At 71.1% G+C, this 20806-nt stretch carries 21 protein-coding genes; 8 read left to right on the top strand and 13 right to left on the bottom strand.

Annotated features, from left to right (window positions below):
- Positions 1-3: 3 nt before the first annotated feature.
- The 6 genes from C8E96_RS12885 to C8E96_RS12860 all read right to left on the bottom strand — a co-directional run bounded on the left by C8E96_RS12885 (position 4) and on the right by C8E96_RS12860 (position 8042).
- Complete coding sequence (locus tag C8E96_RS12885; RefSeq protein ID WP_091383395.1) at positions 4-1443, bottom strand: FAD-dependent oxidoreductase; 1440 nt, start codon at positions 1441-1443, stop codon at positions 4-6.
- Entirely contained in the window at positions 1440-3503 is a 2064-nt protein-coding gene (locus C8E96_RS12880; protein ID WP_091383396.1) for a molybdopterin oxidoreductase family protein, read from the bottom strand. The genes C8E96_RS12885 and C8E96_RS12880 overlap by 4 nt, the downstream gene beginning before the upstream one ends.
- Positions 3504-3819: 316 nt before the next feature.
- Positions 3820-4608, bottom strand: coding sequence for a TIGR02569 family protein (locus C8E96_RS12875; RefSeq protein WP_228770281.1), 789 nt, complete (start codon positions 4606-4608; stop codon positions 3820-3822).
- Between the two features lie 70 nt (positions 4609-4678).
- Entirely contained in the window at positions 4679-5857 is a 1179-nt protein-coding gene (gene moeZ / locus C8E96_RS12870) for an adenylyltransferase/sulfurtransferase MoeZ (protein ID WP_091383398.1), read from the bottom strand.
- Positions 5858-5950: 93 nt separating this feature from the next.
- Positions 5951-6982 (bottom strand): DUF3152 domain-containing protein, encoded by a 1032-nt coding sequence (locus C8E96_RS12865; RefSeq protein ID WP_091383399.1) that lies wholly within the window; start codon positions 6980-6982, stop codon positions 5951-5953.
- A 79-nt stretch (positions 6983-7061) separates the two neighbouring features.
- On the bottom strand, positions 7062-8042 hold the full coding sequence (locus C8E96_RS12860) for an alpha/beta fold hydrolase (RefSeq protein WP_228770282.1): 981 nt from the start codon (positions 8040-8042) through the stop codon (positions 7062-7064).
- 184 nt (positions 8043-8226) lie between these two features.
- Here C8E96_RS12860 and C8E96_RS12855 point away from each other — a divergent pair, with 184 nt between their 5' ends.
- From C8E96_RS12855 to C8E96_RS12845, 3 genes are read left to right on the top strand one after another with little or no spacing between them, the layout of a single operon-like run.
- Positions 8227-8862, top strand: a complete 636-nt coding sequence (locus C8E96_RS12855) for a TetR/AcrR family transcriptional regulator (protein WP_091383401.1) — start codon at positions 8227-8229, stop codon at positions 8860-8862.
- A 58-nt stretch (positions 8863-8920) separates the two neighbouring features.
- Positions 8921-9598, top strand: a complete 678-nt coding sequence (locus C8E96_RS12850; RefSeq protein ID WP_166657965.1) for a PP2C family protein-serine/threonine phosphatase — start codon at positions 8921-8923, stop codon at positions 9596-9598.
- A 7-nt stretch (positions 9599-9605) separates the two neighbouring features.
- Positions 9606-10298: a hypothetical protein gene (locus tag C8E96_RS12845; RefSeq protein ID WP_133794387.1), complete on the top strand. Its 693-nt coding sequence runs from the start codon at positions 9606-9608 to the stop codon at positions 10296-10298.
- A gap of 4 nt (positions 10299-10302) precedes the next feature.
- Here C8E96_RS12845 and C8E96_RS12840 read toward each other — a convergent pair whose 3' ends face one another.
- From C8E96_RS12840 to C8E96_RS12830, 3 genes are read right to left on the bottom strand one after another with little or no spacing between them, the layout of a single operon-like run.
- A complete protein-coding gene (locus C8E96_RS12840) occupies positions 10303-11199 on the bottom strand; it encodes an alpha/beta fold hydrolase (RefSeq protein ID WP_091383404.1) in 897 nt (298 codons plus the stop codon).
- Between the two features lie 12 nt (positions 11200-11211).
- Positions 11212-12093, bottom strand: coding sequence for an alpha/beta fold hydrolase (locus tag C8E96_RS12835; protein ID WP_091383405.1), 882 nt, complete (start codon positions 12091-12093; stop codon positions 11212-11214).
- On the bottom strand, positions 12090-13001 hold the full coding sequence (locus C8E96_RS12830; RefSeq protein WP_091383406.1) for an AurF N-oxygenase family protein: 912 nt from the start codon (positions 12999-13001) through the stop codon (positions 12090-12092). The genes C8E96_RS12835 and C8E96_RS12830 overlap by 4 nt, the downstream gene beginning before the upstream one ends.
- Before the next feature lie 57 nt (positions 13002-13058).
- On the opposite strand from C8E96_RS12830, the gene C8E96_RS12825 reads away from it, so the two are divergent.
- Positions 13059-13808: a TetR/AcrR family transcriptional regulator gene (locus tag C8E96_RS12825; RefSeq protein ID WP_091383407.1), complete on the top strand. Its 750-nt coding sequence runs from the start codon at positions 13059-13061 to the stop codon at positions 13806-13808.
- A 10-nt stretch (positions 13809-13818) separates the two neighbouring features.
- Positions 13819-14166 (top strand): DUF4873 domain-containing protein, encoded by a 348-nt coding sequence (locus C8E96_RS12820; protein ID WP_091383408.1) that lies wholly within the window; start codon positions 13819-13821, stop codon positions 14164-14166.
- Between the two features lie 79 nt (positions 14167-14245).
- On the opposite strand, the gene C8E96_RS12815 is transcribed toward C8E96_RS12820, so the two are convergent.
- Complete coding sequence (locus C8E96_RS12815) at positions 14246-14470, bottom strand: DUF3107 domain-containing protein (protein ID WP_187223499.1); 225 nt, start codon at positions 14468-14470, stop codon at positions 14246-14248.
- 132 nt (positions 14471-14602) lie between these two features.
- Positions 14603-15274: a ferritin-like fold-containing protein gene (locus tag C8E96_RS12810; protein WP_091383410.1), complete on the bottom strand. Its 672-nt coding sequence runs from the start codon at positions 15272-15274 to the stop codon at positions 14603-14605.
- 290 nt (positions 15275-15564) lie between these two features.
- Here C8E96_RS12810 and C8E96_RS12805 point away from each other — a divergent pair, with 290 nt between their 5' ends.
- From C8E96_RS12805 to C8E96_RS12795, 3 genes are read left to right on the top strand one after another with little or no spacing between them, the layout of a single operon-like run.
- Positions 15565-17205 carry a DEAD/DEAH box helicase gene (locus C8E96_RS12805; protein WP_228770283.1) on the top strand — a complete coding sequence of 547 codons (1641 nt, stop codon included), beginning with the start codon at positions 15565-15567 and terminating at the stop codon, positions 17203-17205.
- Between the two features lie 5 nt (positions 17206-17210).
- Positions 17211-18533, top strand: a complete 1323-nt coding sequence (locus C8E96_RS12800) for an Rv3212 family protein (RefSeq protein WP_091383412.1) — start codon at positions 17211-17213, stop codon at positions 18531-18533.
- 25 nt (positions 18534-18558) lie between these two features.
- Positions 18559-19419, top strand: coding sequence for an alpha/beta fold hydrolase (locus tag C8E96_RS12795; protein WP_091383413.1), 861 nt, complete (start codon positions 18559-18561; stop codon positions 19417-19419).
- 1 nt (position 19420) lies between these two features.
- Here C8E96_RS12795 and C8E96_RS34010 read toward each other — a convergent pair whose 3' ends face one another.
- Positions 19421-19963 carry a hypothetical protein gene (locus C8E96_RS34010; RefSeq protein ID WP_228770284.1) on the bottom strand — a complete coding sequence of 181 codons (543 nt, stop codon included), beginning with the start codon at positions 19961-19963 and terminating at the stop codon, positions 19421-19423.
- Positions 19960-20766 carry a RecB family exonuclease gene (locus tag C8E96_RS12785; RefSeq protein WP_091383414.1) on the bottom strand — a complete coding sequence of 269 codons (807 nt, stop codon included), beginning with the start codon at positions 20764-20766 and terminating at the stop codon, positions 19960-19962. The genes C8E96_RS34010 and C8E96_RS12785 overlap by 4 nt, the downstream gene beginning before the upstream one ends.
- Positions 20767-20806: the final 40 nt, after the last annotated feature.

The raw sequence follows: 20806 nt of genomic DNA, 5'->3' as shown, positions 1-20806 counted from the left end.
AGGTCAGGCCCTGGCCAACCAGTCGACGATTCCGCATACCGCGTCCGTACAAGAACCACAGCCGGTGGTCGCCCGGGTCGCCGTGGCCAACTCGGGAACCGTGGCCGCGCCGCCCCGCCACGCCTTGACCAACTGTCCCTTTGTGACCGTGTTGCAGCGGCAGACAACGGAGGACGCGGGCAGGTCGGCGGGACTGTGCGCCACCGGACCGGCGGACGACAAAGCCCGGCCCAGCAACAGGCCCAGCCGGTCGGTGGGCGCGGGAGTCTTCGCGTCGTAGAGCTGGGTGATGGTCGCCGCCGCGTCCGGGGAACCCAGGACGATGGCACCGGTCACCCGGTCGTCGCGGATGACGAGCTTGGCGTAGCGGCCGCGCACGGGGTCCTGCAGGCACAGGACTTCCGCGTCACCGCCCACTTCGGCGTGCACGTCGCCGAGCGCGGCGAGGTCGACCCCCTTGGCCTTGAGCCGGGTCACGACCGGGGTTCCGCGGTAGCGAGCCGCCGGGTCGACCCCGGTCAGCAGGTCCGCCAACACTTCGGCCTGCTCCCACGCCGGCTGCACGAGACCCGAGATGGTCATCGGGTGATTGGCGCAGTCGCCGATCGCGTGGATGCGGTGGTCGCTGGTGCGCAGCGAGTCGTCGACGACGACGCCGCGGTCGACGGTCAGGCCGATCGACTCGGCGAGCGCGGTGTCGGCCCGCACACCGGCGGAGACCACCACGAGATCGGCCGGGACGTGGGTGCCGTCGTCGAGCTTGAGCCCGTCGCCCTGCACGTAGCGCGCGGCGAAGCGGCCGAGCCGGAACTCGATGCCCATCTCGCCCAGCGTGCGGGCGAGGACGCTGCCGCCCGCCGGGTCGAGCTGGCGTTCCATGAGGTGCCCCACGGGATGCACGACGGTCACCAGCGCGCCGCGGCCCGCCAGGCCACGCGCGGCTTCCAGGCCGAGCAGACCGCCGCCCAGCACCGCGACGGGGGCGCCGGGGCGGGCGTGCTCGAGGATCGCGGCGCAGTCGTCGAGGTCGCGGAAGGTGGCGACACCCGGCGCCAGCGAGCCGTCCTCGGTCTGCAGGCCCTCGGTCGGTGGAACCCAGGCCCGGCTGCCGGTGGCGAGCACCAGCGCGTCGTAGTCCACAGTGGACCCGTCGTCGAGCGCGACCCGGCGGGCGGCGCGGTCGATCGACGTGACCGACACACCCAGGCGCAGGTCCACGTTGTGCTCGGCGGCCCAGCCCGCGTCGTGCAGCCGGGTGGACTCCGGGGTCATGGTTCCGGCGACGACAGCCGAGAGCAGGACCCGGTTGTAGGCCGGGTGCGGCTCGGCGCCGATCACGGTGACCGAGGTGCGCTCTCCGTCACGGTCCCGGCGGCGGATCTCCTCCGCGAGCCGCGACCCCGCCATCCCGTATCCGACGACGACAACCCGTCGTGCGTTCATGAGACCTCCAGTCGGACGGCACAGACCTTGAACTCGGGCATCCGGCTGGTGGGGTCCAGCGCGGGGTTGGTCAGCAGGTTGGCGCGTTGCTCGCCGGGGAAGTGGAACGGCAGGAACACCGTGTCGGTGCGCATGGACGACACGTGCCGCACCCGCGCCTTCATCTCGCCTCGGCGGGAGACGACGCGGGCAAGCACACCCTCCGCGAGACCGGCGCGCTCCGCGGTGTCCGGGTGAATCTCGATGAAGACTTCCGGCACCGCGTTGAGAAGTTCTTCGACCAGGCGGGTCTGCGCCCCGGACTGATAGTGCTGCAGCACGCGGCCGGTGGTCGCCAGCAGCGGGTAGTCGTCGTCGATCGGCTCGGCGGGGCCGGTGTGGTCGACCGCGGCGAAGCGGGCCCGGCCGTCGGGGGTGTTGAAGCGGTCGAGGAAGACCCGCGGCGTGCCGGGGTGGTCTTCCGACGGGACCGGCCAGTGCAGCGCCTCGCCCGCGCGCAGCCGGTCGTAGGTGACACCGGCGTAGTCGGCCACTCCCCCGGCCGACGCGCGGCGCAGTTCGGCGAACACGGTCTCGGGCTCCACCGGGAACCGCTCTTCGGGCTGCCCCAAGCGGATCGCCAACTCGCGCAGGACCTCAAGGTCGCTACGGACGCCATCGGGAGCGGAAAGGGCCTTGGTGCGCAGCAGGACCCGGCCTTCGAGGTTGGTCATGGTCCCGTCCTCCTCGGCCCACTGGGTGACCGGGAGGACGACATCGGCCCGCGCGGCGGTCTCCGACAGGACGAAGTCGGCCACCACCAGGAAGTCCAAAGAGGACAGCCGGTCGCCGACCGCGCCTGCGCTCGGCGCGGAGACGATCACGTTGCTGCCGAACACCATCAGCGCCTTCGGGCCGTTCTCGGTGCCGAGCGCGTCGAGCAGCTCGTAGGCCGAGCGGCCGGGGCCGGGCAGCGAGTCGGGGTCCACACCCCAGACACCCGCGACGTGCGCGCGAGCGGCCGGGTCGTCGATCTTGCGGTAGCCGGGGAGCTGGTCTGCCTTCTGGCCGTGCTCACGTCCGCCCTGGCCGTTGCCCTGGCCGGTGAGGCAGCCGAAGCCGGAGCCCGGGGTGCCGGGCAGCCCCAGCGACATCGCCAGGTTGATCCAGGCGCCCACCATGTCGGTGCCGCGGGAGTGCTGCTCGGTGCCGCGCGCGGTGAGCACGTAGGCCTTGCTCGCGGCCGCCAGGATGGCCGCGGCGCGGCGCTGGTCGGACGCGGCGACACCGGTGACCCGCTCGACCCGCTCCGGCCACCACGCCGCGGCGATGCGCCAGGCGGCGTCGAAGCCCGTGGTGCGCTCGGCGATGTAGTCGTGGCGCAGGTGCCCGTCGGCGACGACGGCGTGCAGGATGCCCAGGGCCAGCGCCAGGTCGGTGCCCGGCCGGGGCTGCAGGTGCAGCGTGGCCTGCTCGGCGGTCGGCGTGCGGCGCGGGTCGACGACGATCAGGCCGCCGGAGCGGGCCGCGTTGGTCAGGTGCTGGATGAACGGCGGCATCGTCTCAGCCGGGTTGGCCCCGACGAGCAGCACCGCGTCGGCCGCACCGAGGTCGGTGACCGGGAACGGCATCCCGCGGTCGAGGCCGAACGCCCGGATGCCCGCGGCTGCCGCCGACGACATGCAGAAGCGGCCGTTGTAGTCGATCTGCGAGGTCCCCAGCGCGACCCGGGCGAACTTGCCGAGCGCGTACGACTTCTCATTGGTCAGCCCGCCGCCGCCGAAGACGGCGATGGCGTCGGCGCCGTGCGCTCCCTGCAGTGCCTTGATCTTGTGGGCGATCAGGTCGAGGGCGAGGTCCCAGCTCGCCGGGCGCAGTTCGCCGTCCACCCGCACCAGCGGGGTGGTCAGCCGCGAGGGCGACGTCAGCAGCGACCCCGACGTCCAGCCCTTCTGGCACAGCCCGCCGCCGTTGGTCGGGAACTGGCGCGGCTCCACGCGGGCGCCGGTCAGCCGCATACCGCACTGCAGGGCGCAGTACGGGCAGTGCGTGTCGACTGCGGGCGCGGCCAGCTGCGTCATCCCGGGCTCCCGGATCGGCTTTGTGGGTCGATCCAGACGTTAAGGACGCGGTGTTACCTGACGATTCGGCAATGTTTCGTGCAGGACAACTTGCCTGCCCAGCGCCCTGTTTTGGGCCGTGAGAAGCGACCCGCGCCACACAAATCGACGCTCTGTGCCCGGATGTGCGGTTTCGGTAACGTCGCCCACATCACAGCGAAACTAGTCCGCCACCCCGAAATTTTGACGATTGGTCACCCGACGCCGATACCTGCGGATTGGCGGTAACCGTGGTCAAGTGACGTCACGGTCCCCTTAGGTGCGGGCCGCGGGTGGCCTAAAGGAAATCTGCGATTCGGTGTGCGGCGCGTTCCAGACCGCGCATGGACCGGGTCGTGGATTTGGGGTGCAGGGCGTGGACGGCCAGCCGGAAGAGTAAGGCGTGCAGCAGCGACTGCGGCCAGTCCGGCAGGTGCGACCAGCGCTGGGCGATGCCGTCGTCGGCGCCGCCCCACGCCATCGCGTCGACCACGACCACCGCGGCCGCCCACTCGGCGGGCCGGTGGAACGCGCTGAAGTCGATGATCCCGGGCGCCGCGTCCCCGGCGAACAGGACGTTGCCGAAGAGGTCGCCGTGCACGACCTGGGGGCGGGCCTGGATCTTCTCCCGGGACGGGGCGAACTTGTCGAACAGCTTGCCGCCGAGATCCGGGTCGAGCGGCGCCTGCTCCTCGTTCCACGCCGCCCGGTCGGCCAGCGCGAACACGTCGGTGCGCAGGTTCATGAACCGCGGCTTGGGCAGGTCCGCGGTCGCCTTGTGCAGGCGCATGGAGGCGGCGACCACCTCGTCGTAGCGCGGCTCCGCCCGGCCGTCGATGAACCGGAACCCCACCCAGCCGCCGACGACGTAGCGGCCATCGCTGGACCGGATCGGCTGCGCGATCCGCAGGTCCGGGACGTCGAGGTCGCCCAGGGTCTGCGCCACCCAGGAGGCCTCGGCCGGACTCGCCGCCGGGCGCAGCGCGACGTCGTCACACCGCCAGACCGGCCCGTGTTCGATCAGCACGGGCTCCGCGTTCTTGGCCCCGAAGGCGGCCCGGACGTGCTGGGGAGGCGGAGTACTCACGGGCGCGCACGCTACCCGGACTCCGCCTCCCCGCGGCTCATCGACACTGTGCGTGCCGAGCTTCATTGGTTCAGTACGTCGGCAGGCTGGTGTCGATATCCCGCGCCCAGCCCAGCACGCCGCCGCCGACATGCACCGCGTCGGCGAAGCCCGCCTTGTGCAGCGCGGCCAGCGCCTCGGCCGAGCGGACACCCGACTTGCAGTGCAGGACGATGGGCTTGTCCTGCGGCAACTCCGCCAGCGCCTCACCCGAGAGGATGCGGTCCTTCGGGATCAGGATGGCGCCCGGGATCTTGACGATCTCGAATTCGTGCGGCTCGCGGACGTCGATCAGGGCGAAGTCCTCGCCCTTGTCGAACTTCTCCTTGAGCTCGCGCGGGGTGATCGTGTTCCCGGCCGCCGCGTTCTGCGCGTCCTCGGTCACCACGCCGCAGAAGGCCTCGTAGTCGATCAGGCCCTCGATCGGCTTGGTCTCCGGGTCCTTGCGGATCTTGATGGTCCGGTAGGTCATGTCCAGCGCGTCGTAGACCATCAGCCTGCCCAGCAGCGGGTCGCCGATGCCGGTCAGCAGCTTGATCGCCTCGGTCACCATGATCGAGCCGATCGACGCGCAGAGCACGCCCAGCACGCCGCCCTCGGCGCAGGACGGGACCATGCCGGGCGGCGGGGGCTCGGGGTAGAGGTCGCGGTAGTTGAGGCCCTGGCCGTTGGGGGCGTCCTCCCAGAAGACGCTCACCTGGCCCTCGAAGCGGAAGATCGACCCCCAGACGTACGGCTTGCCCAGCAGCACCGCGGCGTCGTTCACCAGGTAGCGGGTGGCGAAGTTGTCGGTGCCGTCGAGGATCAGGTCGTACGGCTCGAAGATGTCCAGCGCGTTGGTCGAGTTCAGGTGCTCCTGGTGCAGGATCACGTTGACCAGCGGGTTGATCTCGGCGATGGACTCCTTGGCCGACTGGGCCTTGGGCTTGCCCACGTCCGAGACGCCGTGGATGACCTGGCGCTGCAGGTTGGACTCGTCCACCACGTCGAAGTCGACGATGCCGAGCGTGCCGACGCCTGCCGCGGCCAGGTACAGCAGCGCGGGGCTGCCGAGGCCGCCCGCGCCGACGACCAGGACCTTGGCGTTCTTCAGCCGCTTCTGCCCGGCCATGCCGACGTCCGGGATGATGAGGTGGCGGCTGTACCGCTCGACCTCTTCTTTGGTCAGCTCCTGCGCCGGCTCGACGAGCGGCGGCAAAGTGCCTGGCATCAGGTCCTCCTAGAACACGGATATGTGCTCGATTGTCGTCCGATGCAACACCCAAATCCCACCCGAGCTTCCCCGGGTTCCAGCATGCGGGAATCAGCCCGCGGGCTTGGCTGTCGGGTTAGGCCACGCGTTCGGCTTGCACGTGAGGCCGTCCTCCTTGACCGCGTCACGCACGCCGACAGCCCGGTTGAGCTGGGCGACGTAGTTGTTCGCCACCCCGAAGCTCTGCTGCATCATCACCGGCGCGAGCGCGCCCTCCTGGGCGCAGCCGACGTGGCCGTTGCGGAAGGCGTGGCCGATCTCATGGTTGATGGCGTACTGCCGGTAGGTCAGCATGTCGCCGCCGAAGGCCACCGCGCCGCGCACCCAGCGGGCGAGGTTGATCATCAGCCGCTTCTCCGTGCCGCGCCAGCAGGAGGACTCGTACTTGATCGAGTAACCGCACATGTCGCTGCGGTGGGCGGTGTCCGGGCTGGTCAGGCTGATCCGGATGGTGGGGTTCGGGAAGTTCGCCGAGACCCGCTGCACCGAGATCTGCCCACCCGCGGTCCAGCCGCGCGGGTCGGCGAGGGTCTGGTCGATGAGCTTGGCGAAGCTGTCGTCGCCGCCGAACGCCGTCGCGTCGATCCCGTCCTCGACCTCGACGGTGTAGGTGAAGAACTTCGTCCCGGTGCCGACCTTGGCGGTCTCCCCGGGCACGACGTGCCACTTGCCCGCGCCGGTCTGGGTGTACGGGCCGCCGTTGGGCAGCTCCGCCGACGGGATGTTCACGTCGACGGGGGCCGGTGGGGTCTCCTGGACGTCCGGCGGGAGCGAGGTCTCCTCGGTCGGGCCGGGGCCGATGACGGCCTCGGTGTTGGCCGCGGCCGTGGTGTCGGGGACCTTCTCCCCCGCCGTCTGGACCGCGACGAGCGCGGTCACCGCGAGCAGGACGGGCAGGGCGTAGACGCGCCAGCCGTAGGTGGCGAGGATGCCGCGCGCGCCTCGTGACCTGGCGGGACGGCGGCGGGGCGGTGGCTTCGGGGCCCAGGAGGCGGCCAGCGGTTCACCCGAGGTGCGGCGCTCCTGCGGGCGACGCGGATCCCGGGTGCGCGCGTCGCGCTCACGTTGGGAGGTGTCGCTCACGGCATCTAGGGTGCCACATCACCGGTTCGGACCAGTGCACTGAGGGGTAAGCGCACTGTCAGTTAGGCGCCACCCTGGGCTACCACTCACCCAGCGCCGCCGTCTCCCAAAGGCCCAGTACCGCGCGGGCGACGGTGACGGGTCGCTCCATCTGGGCGACATGACCCACCCGGGGCAGCACCAGCAGCCGCGCGTGCGGCAGCAGCCGGGTGATCCGGGGCGCCTTGCGGACGGTCACGAGCTTGTCCTCGGTGCCCCACACGACCAGCGTCGGCGTGGTGATCTTGGGCGCCAGCGACCACAGCGAGCGGGTGCGCGGGACCATCCACGCGCGGATCAGCCCGACCGTGCTGCGGGCGAGCGCCGGGTTCGCCCAGGCGAGCTTCGCCCGCTCGGCGAACTCGTGGGCGGCCTCGTCCAGACGCTCCTGGGTGACCTGGGTGGGATCGGCGAAGCAGAGGTCGAGCAGCTGTCTGGCGCGTTGGTGCGGGCTGAGCATGGCTAGTTGCCTGCGCATCGGCGGGCCGACGAGCGGGAGGAACGCCAGCGCCATGCGCGGGTCGGACATCCGGTTGACGCTGGGCCGCAGGTCAGGCACGGCCGGGGAGACCAGGGTCAGGGTGCGCAGCAGGTCCGGGTGGCGGGCGGCGAGCACCATCGAGATCGCCCCGCCCATCGAGTTGCCCAGCAGGTGCACGCGGCCCAGGTCGAGGCCGCGCAGCCACTCGGCGAGGGTGTCGGCGTGCGCTTCGAGGGTGTACGGGAAGCCCTCGGACGGCGCGGTCCGGCCGAACCCGGGCAGGTCCACCGACAGCCCGGGAGCGCGTCCGCTGAGCTGCCCGGCCAGGTCGGTCCAGTTCATCGCCGAGCCGCCGAGGCCGTGCACGTAGACGGCCGTCTCGTCGCCCGCGCCCGGCGTGCGCCGCACATGCAGGGTGTGGCCGCCGGAGGTGATCTCCTCCCCGGGCCACGCCGGGCTGGACAGGTCCAGGGGCGGCAGCGGCGTCTCCGACAGCGGAACCCGGGTCAGCGGCGCGCGGAAAGTGGTGGAAAGGGACACCTGACCAGTGTGCAGTGTGATTCAGGCCCTCGCTCGGGTGAGACCTGCGTCACGTCCGATACTGGACGGGCTGTCCGTATGGCTGGACACTGACCCCGAATGGGGTTACCGAGTAGTACGGTCGAACCACCCGTCGCGGGTTGGCGATCCCGGCCCGTAGGCACAACCGAGGGTGGAGACTTGAATGTCTGAGACGATTCAGCAGAACGGGGTCGGCCGGGGGGCCAGACTCCCGCGGACCGCGCGCCGGGCACAGCTGCTCGCCGCCGCCCAGGACGTGTTCGCGGCCAACGGCTACCACGCGGCCGGGATGGACGAGATCGCCGAGCGCGCCGGGGTCAGCAAGCCGGTCCTCTACCAGCACTTCCCCGGCAAGCTCGAGCTGTACATGGCGCTGCTGGAGAAGCACGTCGACGAGCTGATCCGCCGGGTCAACGCCGCGATGGACTCCACCACCGACAACAAGGTCCGGGTGCGCAACGCCGTCGGCGCGTACTTCGACTTCGTCGACGGCGAGAGCCAGGCGTTCCGGCTCGTCTTCGAGTCCGACCTGCGCGGTGAGCCGCTGGTCAGCGACGCCATCGACCGGGCGACCACGGCCAGCGTCGACGCCATCACCGCGACCATCACCGCCGACGCGGGCCTGGACGTGCACCGCGCGCGCCTGCTCGCGGTCGGCCTGGTGGGGGTCAGCCAGGTGGCGGCCCGCGCGTGGCTGGAGGACAACCGGGCGATGCCGAAGGACGAGGCGATCGCACTGATCTCCAACCTGGCGTGGCGCGGCATCGGCGGCGGCTTCCCGCTGCAGCCGCACGACTGACCGGGCAGGGAGAGCGCTCCCCCTGCTGACTTCGGCCGAAATGCGGCACGGTGGACTCATGAGGATGCGGGTAGCGGGCGCCAGTGTGCTCGGCGGACGGACCAACAACCAGGACTCGTTCCACGCGGACGGCCCGCTGATCGTCGTCGCCGACGGCGTCGGCGGGGCACCCGCGGGCGAGGTCGCGTCCCGACTGGCGGTCGACGCGGTCGTGGCGGCGGGTCCGCTCGTGGACCCGGCCACGGCCGCCCGGCGGGCCAACGAGGCGGTCCGGGCCCGGGCGGCCAAGGACCCGGCGACCACCGGAATGGCCACGACCCTGGAGATCGCGGTGCTGTGGGACGGCCACGTCCTGGGCGCCCACGTCGGCGACAGCGTGACGTTCGTGGAGTCCGAGCGCGTCACCTGGCCGCACAGCCTGGCCGCCGAACTGCTGGCGGCCGGGCACCTGACCCCGGAGCAGGCCGCGCGGCACCCGAAGGGCGCGGCCCTGGTGCGGGCGGTGGGCCTGGACACCGAGGTGGAACCGGAGACGTGGTCGCGTCCGGCGGTCCTCGGCGAGCGCTACGTCCTGTGCACGGACGGCCTGACCGACGCCCTCGGCGAGGATCTCGGGCCGATCTTGGCGGACCTGCGGGCAACGGACCCGCAGACTTGCACGTCCACGTTGGTGAAGCTCGCATGCGACGCCGGCGCGCACGACAACGTGACGGTGGTCGTCGCCGACATCGTCTGAGGTGCGCATGGCCTGTCTGACAGTGGACTACCACTGCTTGCCCGAACCACGCCCGCTGTCACCGGACGAACAGCTGACGCTGGACCGCGACTTCCTCAGCGCCGGCACCGACGAGCGCCTGTCGCGCGGTTGCAACGCGCCCTATCTGCGGCACATGAACGGGCGCTGGTGGGTGGTCAACAGCAAACAGGCACCCTTGGCCGTGTACGTGGCAGGCGAGAGCCGCAGGTTCACGGTCGGCGAGCGGTGCGCCTTTCCCTTGCCGGACGGGGAATCCGAGCTGCACGTGTGGGACTCCCGATATCGGGTGCGCCTGATCGTCAGCGACACACCGACTACCACCGAGACTGTCCACATCGGACCACCGACGACGTTCGGCCTCTCGGGCGCGGCGGTGCGGGTGGAGTTGCTGCTCAGCCGCAAACCCCGCCACCGCACGGTGTTGGCGGCGTACTACCGGGAGTACTTCACCCCCGGCATCGCCTCACCCGCGCCGCTCGACCGGATGCAGACCCGGCTGTGCATGGGACTGACGTCGTTCACCCAGCTGGAACGGGCACTGAACGAGGTGGTCACCGAGATCTGGGGCGCCCCACAGGGACACCGGCACGAACTGCCGGATTACCTGATCAGCGAACGACTTCTGGTCGCCGCCGACCAGCGACTGGTGCCCCACAAGCACTGCGGGCACAGGACCTAGCCCCTCACGCGGCGGCGGCTCGACGGATCTGCGCCGCGACCTCACGAACGCGCTCATACGGGAGCATGTGGCCCGCCGCCGGATAGAGCACGAACCGGGCGTCCGGCAAAGCGTCGGCGATCGCCCGGGCGTGGTCGACCGGCGTGACCCGGTCGCGGTCCCCGACCAGCACGCGCACATCGGCATGGGCGAACGCGGTCAGCGCCGACACCCCGTCGTGCTTCCCGATGCTGCGCCGCAACAAGGCGGCGGTCCGACGGTGAACGGCAGCCGCGTGGTCGGCGGTCGCGCGAACGTCGATCATCCGGAATCGGCTGCCGAACACCAGCCAACGAGTCAGAGCCAGCGAAAGCGCGCGCTGGACGGGCACGGGCACCTCCACCTTGACCGCCCGCTTGCGCGGGACCCTGGACGCCGAGGAGGGCTTCGCGCCCGCGGGCCGCCTGGTCCGCTTCACATAGGCCCGGACCAGGGGCTTCGGCAACCCGAAGGTCACCTCGCTCATCCGCCCCGCCGAAGTCGAGACGAACAGCGCCGCGCTGACCCGCCGGGCGAGCTCGGGGTGGCGTTCGCCGAGCGCCATGATCGTCATGCCGCCCATCGAGTGCCCCACCAGCACCAGCTTCCCCGACGGCACCTTGGCCTTGATCAGCTCGGCCATGTCGTCCGCGAGGTGCGCGATGGTCGCCGCGTCCACCGGCGCGGGCATCGACCGACCGTGGCCCCGGTGGTCGTAGCGAATGGTCCGCACGTCCGGGCCGAGTTCGGGCACGACGTGGTCCCAGACGGCCTGCGAGCTCGTCCAGCCGTGGGCCAGCAGCACGGTCACCGGCGCGTTCGGCGGACCGGTTTCCACGACGTGCAGGTCGAGGTCGTCCGAGGTGCGGAAAGAGTCAGCCACCCACCTAACCTACTAGGCAGTAGCTTTGGTGAGAAGCCCCGTGTGAGCAACCAGCCTCGACAGGTGCGACACGACCTCCTCCGTCCGCTCGTACGGCAGCATGTGCCCGGCGCCCGGATAGACCACCAAATCGGCCTTGGGCAGCGCGTCCGTGATGGCCTGGGCCTGCGCCAGGGTGCACAGCCGGTCGCGGTCGCCCGCCAGCACGATCGCCGGGACGTCGCTGAACACCCGCAGCGCGTGCGCCCGTTCGTGCGACTTCAGCTCCTCCCGGAACGCCACCATCCCGGACGGGCTGCACGCGCCGAGCTGGCTCGCCGCCGCGGCCACGTGCCCCTTGCCGGGCTTGCGGCCGAACGCGAGGAACCGCACCACCGGTTTGGTCACCCCGCACAGCCGCGGGCTCAGCAGCCTGCGGCCGCGCAGCCGCACGATCAGCAGGTTCGCCAGCATCTCGATGAACAGGATCGGCGCGGCGACCCACCTGGGCAGCCCGAAGGTCAGCTCGGCGAGCCCACCCGAGGCCGAGTTGACGAACGCGACCCCTGCGACGCGTTCGGCCACCAGCTTCGGATGGCGGTCGGCCAGCGCCATCATCGTCATCCCGCCCAGCGAATGGCCCGCGAGGAAGACCCGGCCATGCGCGCGGTGGGTGATGAGCTCGGCGAGATCGTCGGCGAGCCGGTCGATGGTCGCCGCCGACTTCGGCGCGGCACCGGAGGCGCCGTGCCCGCGGGCGTCGTACCGGAGGACCCGCACGCCGCGCGTCTCGGCGGCGACGTGGTCCCAGGAGCGGTGGTCCATGACCCAGCCGTGCAGCAGCACGAGCGTGTCCGGCCCGGACCCGCTCTCGACGACGTTGAGCCGGACGCCGTCCGAGGTGTGGAAGGTCATCGCGGGAGCAACATCGAGTGACGCCACAGCACCATCCCGGGTCCGCCGACCAGGTCGGCCTCGCGGAGGAAGCCCATGATTCGCTCGCCCCAGTATGACATCGTGGCCTGGAAGTGCGGGTTGTTCCGCGCCGCCTTGCGGGCGGCCCGCGGGTCCAGGCCGACGGCCTTGTAGACCTTCGGGTTCACCAGGCTCAGCGCCACGAAGTAGGACACCAGCGCGGTCAGCAGCCGGTGGTACTTCTTGGCGAACCAGCCCGCCTCGGCCATGCCGTTGGCGACCTCGGCCCGCGCGAAGGTCACGTGCCGGGCCTCTTCGAGGACATGGATGCGGTTGACCATGCGGATCAGCGGCTGCATGGTCTCGTCGGCGGTCGCCTCGCGCTGCATGCGGTCGAGGACCTCCTCGGCGACCAGGATCGCGGCGTAGGTCGAGGGGCCGCGGCCGATCACGGGCAGGATCTTGGCCAGCTGCTTGACCCACACCCGCGGGCCGTAGGCGGGCACGTCGAAGCGCTTGCACGCCTTGCCGAACATCGTCGAGTGCCGACACTCGTCGGCGATCTCGGTCAGCAGGTAGTGCACGTGGTTGGTGGTCGGGTCGTTGCGGTAGACCTGCTTGAGCAGCATCTGCATGAGCAGGACCTCGAAGAAGATGCCCGTGCTGGCGATGCTGGCGATCTCGTGCTTGCCCAGCTCGATGCGCTGCTCCGGGGTCATCCGGTCCCACAGCTCGGTGCCGTAGAGCGAGATGCGGTGTTCCGGGTGGTAGTGCAGCCCGTCGACGACCGGCGCTTCCCAGTCGATGTCGATGTCCGGGTCGTAGAACTTTTCAGCCGAAGACTTGAGCAAACGACCCGCGGTCTTCTCCCGGTCGGCTACCTTGGCGATCTGTAGAGCGCGGCTCATCGTCGAGTCATCTCCTCGGCATGCGTGTGACTGCAGGTAACAGTTACTTCTGGTAGCATGCAATCCATGACGGATCGTGTCAAGGGACACAGCTCGGCGGATTCCGGAGACGCCCGGCGGGACCGGTGGAAGTCGCACCGCGCCGCCCGGCGGGAGGAGTTCGTCGAAGCCGCGCTGCGGGCGCTGGCGACGCACGGGCCGGACCTGGCCATGGAGCACGTCGCGGCGGAGGCCGGGGTCACCAAGCCCGTCCTCTACCGCCACTTCACCGACAAGGCGGATCTGTTCCTGGCCCTGGGCCACCGGGCGACCGAGATCCTCTTCGAGCGGCTCATCCCGGCGATGAACCGCGAAGAGGCGCCGATGCCCCGCATCCGCAAGAGCCTCGACGCGTTCTTCTCCTTCATCGAGGAGTACCCGAACCTCTACCGCCTGCTCGTGCGCAGCACGTTCGCCGACCGCAAGATCGACGCGGACATCGTCGCCGAGGACAAAGAGGTCATCGCGAACGCCCTGTCGAGCCTGCTCGGCGACTACATGCGCGCGTTCAAGATCGATTCCGGCGGCGCGGAGGTCTGGGGCCACGGCATCGTCGGCATGGTGCAGAACGTCGGCGAGTGGTGGCTGGAGCGGCGCACGATGGGCCGTGACGCGGTCGTCGAGTACCTGACCATGACCATCTGGGCCGCGATCGACGGCACCCTGCGCAGCTACGGCGTCACCATCGACCCGCACAAGCCGCTGGACATCAACAAGATCGTGAAACTGACCAACGGCGACGCCGACAGCGACACCGCGGCGGGCTAGGAGCAATCCCATGGATAGGCACGACGAGCACAGCGCCCATGAAGAACATCCTGAGGACGACGGCTACACCGGCTCCGCGACGCTGGTGATCGGCGAGCAGGAGATCGACGTCCGGGTCACCCTGCGCGGGCACTTCCAGCCGATCGACGGCTATTACCGCTGGTACGGCCGCATCGACGCCGACCCGGTGGTCTCCGAGGCGGTGGGCGGCCGCAAGACCAAGGCGACGCTGCGCACGCCGGGCGCGGAGGCCGAGGGCGAGCTGTCCGACCCGGACCCGTGGGACCGCTACCGGATCATGGGCACCAGCAGGCCACCGTTCGTCGTGCAGACCACGCTGGACCACGCCGACATCTAGGCGCAGAGACATCTAGGCGCTAGAGAAACCGATGGCCACCTCCCGGCGGGAGGTGGCCATCGTCATGTCCTCAGTGCCCTCAGGGGGCGAAGCCGACCTTGCGAGCGTCGGCGCCGCCGATCTCGACGTAGGCGATGCGCGCCGACGGGATCACGAAGCGGCGGCCCTTGTCGTCGAGCAGCACGAGGCTGCCCGTCTGGTCCTTCAGGGCGTCGGCGACCTTGGCCTCGACCTCGTCGGGAGTCTGCGCGCTGTTCAGGACGATTTCCCGCGCGGTGTCCGCGACACCGACCTTGACCTCCACGCCAGACCTCCGTGCGTCATACGACTGTTTCACCATCGCAGGCTAGTGGAGATCGGCCCCGAGGACCGCTCAGGGCCTGCGACGTTCACCACGCGCGTAATCAGCCGCGCACCTCCGGCACGCGATCGCGGGTCAGCCGAGGCCGAGGGTGGTCATCCGCTTGCCGTGCTGCTGCTGCAGCTTGCGGAATAGCGCGGCGATACCCGAGAGGTCACCGGTCCCGCCCACGATCAGCTCGGCCAGGCTGTCGCGCTCGGCCACCACGTACTGGGCCTGCGTCAGCGCCTCGCCCAGCAGCCGCCTGCCCCACAGGGCGAGCCGGTCGCGCACCGTCCGGTCGCGCTCGATGGCGGCGGCGACCTCGCGCTCGGCGAAGGCGGAGTGGCCCGTGTCGGCGAGGACCTCGAGCACCAGGTCCTTGGTCTCCTCGTCGAGCCAGTTCGCGATCTCGCGGTAGAAGTCGGCCGCCAGACCATCGCCGACGTAGGCCTTGACCAGCGACTCCAGCCACGAGCGGGGCGCGGTCGAGGCGTGCCAGGTGTCGATGTGGGCGATGAACGGACGGATCGCGTCCTCGATCTCCACCCCGTGTCCGGCCAGGAACTTCTCGATCTTGGCGTAGTGCCCCATCTCGGCGGCGGCCATCGCCGACAGCGCGGCCCGCCCGGCCACCGTCGGGGCCGACCTGGCGTCCTCCGACATGCGGTCGAAAGCGGACAATTCGCCATAGGCCAGCACGCCGAGCAGGTCCACTACAGCAGCCGACAACACGCCCCGGGACACCTCAGGCTCAGCGTTCTCCATGGTTGGCAGCGTATCGGGCGACCGTCGCGGGTAGACTCGGCAGGACGCCCGTGTCTCGCCGCCGTCTCGGCAGGCGACGCAGGGCTGACGAGGACCTCGGGAAACTCGTGGCGAAGCACGCCGCGGACCGAGTGTGAGGGTGCGCGCATACCTCTTGGGCCTCCTGCGCCGGCATAGGGAATCCGGCGCGGTCGAGGGCCCGTCCAGGGCAGTGCGCGCTGGTATGAGAGAGGCTGATCACCCTGACGCACGACACTGACAACACTGCCGACGCCGTCGATCTCGACCCCGTGACGCTGGACCACAGCGTCGCGGGCGTTCCCGAGACCGACACCTCCCACCCGCTCGTCGCGGGCGCGCCGGTCAAAGAAGAAGCACCGACGTTCGCCGAGTTGGGAGTCCGCGAGGAGATCGTCCGCGCGCTCACCGAGGCGGGCATCATCCGGACCTTCGCCATCCAGGAGCTGACGCTCCCGCTGGCGCTGGCGGGCGACGACCTCATCGGCCAGGCCCGCACCGGCACCGGCAAGACCCTCGGCTTCGGCGTCCCGCTGCTGCAGCGGCTGCAGACGCCGGGCGACGGCACCCCCCAGGTGCTCGTCGTGGTCCCGACCCGCGAGCTGTGCCTGCAGGTCACCCACGACCTCAAGGACGCGGGCAAGCACCTCGGAGCGCGCGTGCTGGCCATCTACGGCGGCCGCCCGTACGAGCCGCAGGTCGCCGCGCTGCGCAAGGGCGTCGACATCGTGGTCGGCACGCCCGGCCGCCTGCTCGACCTCGCCGAGCGCAAGGACCTGATCCTGGGCAAGGTCTCCGGCCTGGTCCTCGACGAGGCCGACGAGATGCTCGACCTGGGCTTCCTGCCCGACATCGAGCGCATCCTGCGCATGGTCCCGGACAAGCGCCAGACGATGCTGTTCTCGGCCACCATGCCGGGCCCGATCATCACCCTGGCCCGCACGTTCCTCACCCAGCCCACGCACATCCGGGCCGAGGAGAACGACGCGGGCGCCACCCACGAGCGCACCGAGCAGTTCGCCTACCGGGCGCACTCGCTGGACAAGGTCGAGGTCGTGGCCCGCTCGCTGCAGGCCGAGGGCCGCGGTCTGACCATGGTCTTCACCCGCACCAAGCGCACCGCGCAGAAGGTCGCCGACGAGCTGACCGAGCGCGGCTTCGCCGCCGGCGCCGTGCACGGCGACCTCGGCCAGGGCGCGCGCGAGCAGGCGCTGCGCGCGTTCCGCTCCGGCAAGGTCGACGTCCTGGTCTGCACCGATGTCGCCGCGCGCGGCATCGACGTGACCGATGTCACGCACGTGATCAACTACCAGTGCCCCGAGGACGAGAAGACCTACGTCCACCGCATCGGCCGCACCGGCCGCGCGGGCAAGACCGGCGTGGCGATCACGCTGGTCGACTGGGACGACGAGCCCCGCTGGAAGGGCATCAGCGACATCCTCGGACTCGGCATGCCCGAGCCGGTGGAGACGTACTCGACCTCCCCGCACCTGTTCAGCGACCTCGGCATCCCCGAGGGCTCCACCGGCAGGCTGCCGCTGGCCATGCGCACCCGCGCGGGCCTCGACGCCGAGCCCGAGGAGGACATGGGCCAGAAGCGTCCCGGCCGCGGCCGCGGCGCCGCCCCGGTCCGCACCACCCGGGTCTCGTCCTCGCGTGGTCGCGCGGGCGGTGAGGACGCCGCCACCCGCACGTCGGGTGAGGAGTCCGAGGACCGCGCCAGCAGGCCGCGCCGTCGGCGCAGGCGTTCCGGCGTGGAAGCCACGGGCGAGGCGCAGACGGCGGCTCCGGCCGAGACCGGCGGCACCGAGGACAAGCCCGCGCGGGCCCGTCGTCGGCGCAGGCGTTCCGGCTCCGAGGTCGGCGTGGACGCGACTGCCAACGCCAACGACACATCGGGCGCGGCAGACTAGCGTCCGTGACTTCCGCGGACTCTGACGGTGTGCGCAGCGAGGACGTCCTCGAAGGGGACGTCCCGCCGCCGCGCGCGCCGCGAACCAGGTTCACCCGCAAGCGCGATTACGCGGCCATCGGCCTGATCGTCGTCGCGCTCGTGGTGGCCGTCGTCGTCGTGTGGCAAAAGAGCGATCTGCGCGCCACGGCCTCGATCACCACGGACCGCCAGTACGAGGATCCCGCGGCGCCGGAGTTCTTCCCGCCGTCCCTCGGCGAGGTCTGGCGCGCGGAGAGCCCCGCCACGTTCGAACCGGTGGTCGCCGGTCCCACGGTGGTCACCGGCCGCGGTGGCGAGGTGGCCGGACGCGACCCGGAGACCGGGGACGTCCGCTGGACCTACCGCCGCGACCTGGAGCTGTGCACGGTCAGCACGCAGTGGCGCAACGCGGTGGCGCTCTTCCGCACGACCGAGAACGCGCTGCCCGAGAGCGACCCCAGGCACGCGGGCGGCTGCAGCGAGATGACGACGCTCGACCCGGTCAGCGGGAAGCGCGACCGGCAGCGCAACAGCGACGCCGAACTCGGCACCCGGCTGATCGGCGACGGCGTCTACCTGACGGCGACGGGCGAGCGCCTGGTCACGACCGTGCGCTCGGACCTCGTCGAGACGATGGACTATGGCCAGATCCCGGCGATCGTCAACCCGGACAAGCAGCCGCGCACGGGCTGCACCTACAAGTCCGCCCACGCGGCGTCGAACAAGATCGCCGTCATCGAGCGCTGCCCGAACGACGCGGCGGCGCGGCTGACGGTCTACAAGGCCACCGGCAAGGAAAACGAGTCCGACAAACCGGTCGAGGTGCTGAGCAGCGTGCTCGGCGGCGAGTCGGCCCAGATCGTCGCGATGAACGACGACCTCACCGCGGTCGCCATGCCCTCGCCCAACCGGTTGGTCGTCTTCGGCGCCGACGGCGCGCAGACGGCGACCTACGACCTCGACCTCGGTCCCGACGACCTGCGCGCCGACCCACCCGGGCGGGCGTCGCCGGTGACCAGGGCCACGGGCGCGTTCCACTGGTTCAGCGGGTCGCGCACGATCGTCGTCTCGGCGACCGAGCTTCGTCCTCTGTGGACAATCAAGGACACCCTCGGCCCCGGCACCGTCTTCGCCGGGCGGGCACTGCTTCCGGTCAAGGACGCCATCGCCGTGGTGAGCCAGGCCGACGGCAAGGAGGTCGGCCGGATTCCCGTCGACCGGGCGAACCACACGGGCATCGTCACGATGAGTTCCGTCGGTCCGATCGTGCTCGAACAGCGCGGCACGACCGTCGTCGCTTTGCACTGACCGCCGCGCGCGGCACACTCGGTTCATGCACTCGCAGCTGAGCCCGCACCGGGCCGTCCGCGCCGACCTGTCCGGGCCCTACGGACCGATCGGCGCCCTGCGCATCCGCGGTGAGGGCCCGATCGCCCTGCTGGTGCCCGGCTGCACGGGGTCCAAAGAGGATTTCGCGCCGCTGCTGGACCCGATCGCCGACGCCGGATTCGACGTCGTCGCCATCGACCTGCCGGGTCAGCAGGACTCCCCCGGCCCGGCCGACGAGGCATCGTTCCTGCCCGCGCCGCTGGGCCAGGTCGTGGCCGAACTGATCGGCAAGCTCGCCGCCGACGGTCGGCCCGTGGTGCTCATGGGCCACTCGTACGGCGGTCTGGTGTCCCGTCGGGCCGTGCTCGCGGGGGCTCCGGTCGTTGGCCTGACGCTGCTCAGCTCGGGGCCGGGTGAACTGCCGTCGGGTGGGCGACGGGCCGTGCTGGAACTGGCGGAGCCGATCCTGCACCAGCACGGGATCGGGCCGACGCACGACGTGCTGGAGAAGCTGAACGCGAGCAACCCGGGCTGGCAGAACATTCCCGCGGAGCAGCGGGTGTTCCTGCGGGACCGGTTCCTGCGCAACAGCGTCGCGGCCCTGGTGGGCATGGGCACCGGCCTGCGCGGCGAACCCGACCTGGTCGGCGACCTCGCCCGCACCCTGCGTGCCCGCGGAACCGCGTGTCTGGTGGTCTGCGGCGCCGAGGACGACGCCTGGTCGCCCTCGGCCCAGCGGGACATGGCCGACCGCCTGGACGCCGACTTCAGCATGATCGCGGGCGCCGCCCACTCCCCCGCCACGGAAAACCCCGGTGAACTGCTCGCCACGCTGCTACCGACGTGGAAGACCTGGCTCGGCTGAGCTAGGACCACCAGAAGAACCAGATGGTCACCGCGGTGATCGCGGCGACCAGCAGGACCGGCAGCGCGGCGACCGACCCCTGACGGCGGTCCGCTTGGCGCTGGAATACCACGGCGGCGATCGCGGCGACCGCGTGTCCCAGAACGACCGGGAAGCCGGGACCGGGCATGCCCTTGGCCGAGGCGAGCACCTGAAGCCCGACAACCACCAGCGCCAGCACACACAGGCCGAGGGTGAGCGCGCCGGACAGCTCACGCCAGAAGCCGGGAGGCTTCGGCTCGTCGTCGGCGGTGTCGGGTCGGTCGAAGGGTTCGGTCGGATAGTCGCCGGGTGCGGTGTCCGGCTGGAAGCCTTCAGCTCCCCCGAACCCACCACCCGGCCCCGCCCGGTTCGGGCCGCGCCGCGACGGGCGTGACGACCCATCGTGTGCCGCGGCGGGCAGCGGCACAGTCGCGGCCCCCACGGCCGCCGGTTGGGGTGCGGCGGTGGGGAGTCGGGCCGTGCGGGGGTCCGAGTGCGGGAAGCGGTCGGTCGGGCCGGTCACGGTGCCAGCATCGCCCATGGCTCGATCTGCGGTCCAGCCGCGCGGCCGTCGTCGCAGTTGCGGCGGAAGTCGCACCACGAGCACTGGCGGCCCGGGGTGGGCGGGAACAGCACTTCCGGGTCGCCGCCCGCCTTGAGGGTGTCGGTGGCGAGTTGGAACTCGTCGGCCGACTCCTCCGCGCGGCGGAGGTGGCGGGCCAGGGACTCGTCGGTGTGCTCCCAGGACGACACCGTGCCCGACGGCAGGTGGTGCAGCTCGACCTTCGTGCACGGCCTGCGCAGCGTCCGGCGGGCCGCCAGGACGTACAGGGCGAGCGCCTGCGAGCCGCGGGCGTCGTCGGTGGTCAACGCGTGGCGGCCGGTCTTGTAGTCGACGATCACCAGTTCGCCGTCACGCTGGTCGATGCGGTCGACCCGGCCCTCGGCGACGATCGTGCCGACCGGAGCCGACACCCAGCGCTCCAGGCCGACCGGGTCGTGGTCGACGTCGGCCTCGGCGACGTAGTCGTGCACCCAGCCCGCGGCGCGTTCGCGGAAGGTGGCCGCCTGCTCGGACCCGGCGAACCCGTCGTCCTTCCAGTGCGTGCCCACCAGCGCCGCCGCGGCGTCGGGCGTCCGCTTGCCCACCGGCAGATCGAACAACGCCTTGAGCGCGTTGTGCACCACCGCGCCCAGCGTGCTGTGCGCCCACGGCCCACCGCGCGGCGGCGTGGGGCGGTCGATGTACGCCATGCGGAACCGGCGCGGGCAGTCCGCCCACACCGAAAGCCGCGACGGCGTGACCTTGATCAGCTTCCGCGGCATGCTCTCAAAACCCAGCTGGCCCTGCACGGCCCCCACCGTA

This window comes from Actinokineospora alba (genome assembly GCF_004362515.1).
GTDB lineage: Bacteria > Actinomycetota > Actinomycetes > Mycobacteriales > Pseudonocardiaceae > Actinokineospora > Actinokineospora alba.
Note: the sequence above shows the minus strand (reverse complement) of the source record. Positions and strands in the feature narration are given on the sequence as shown.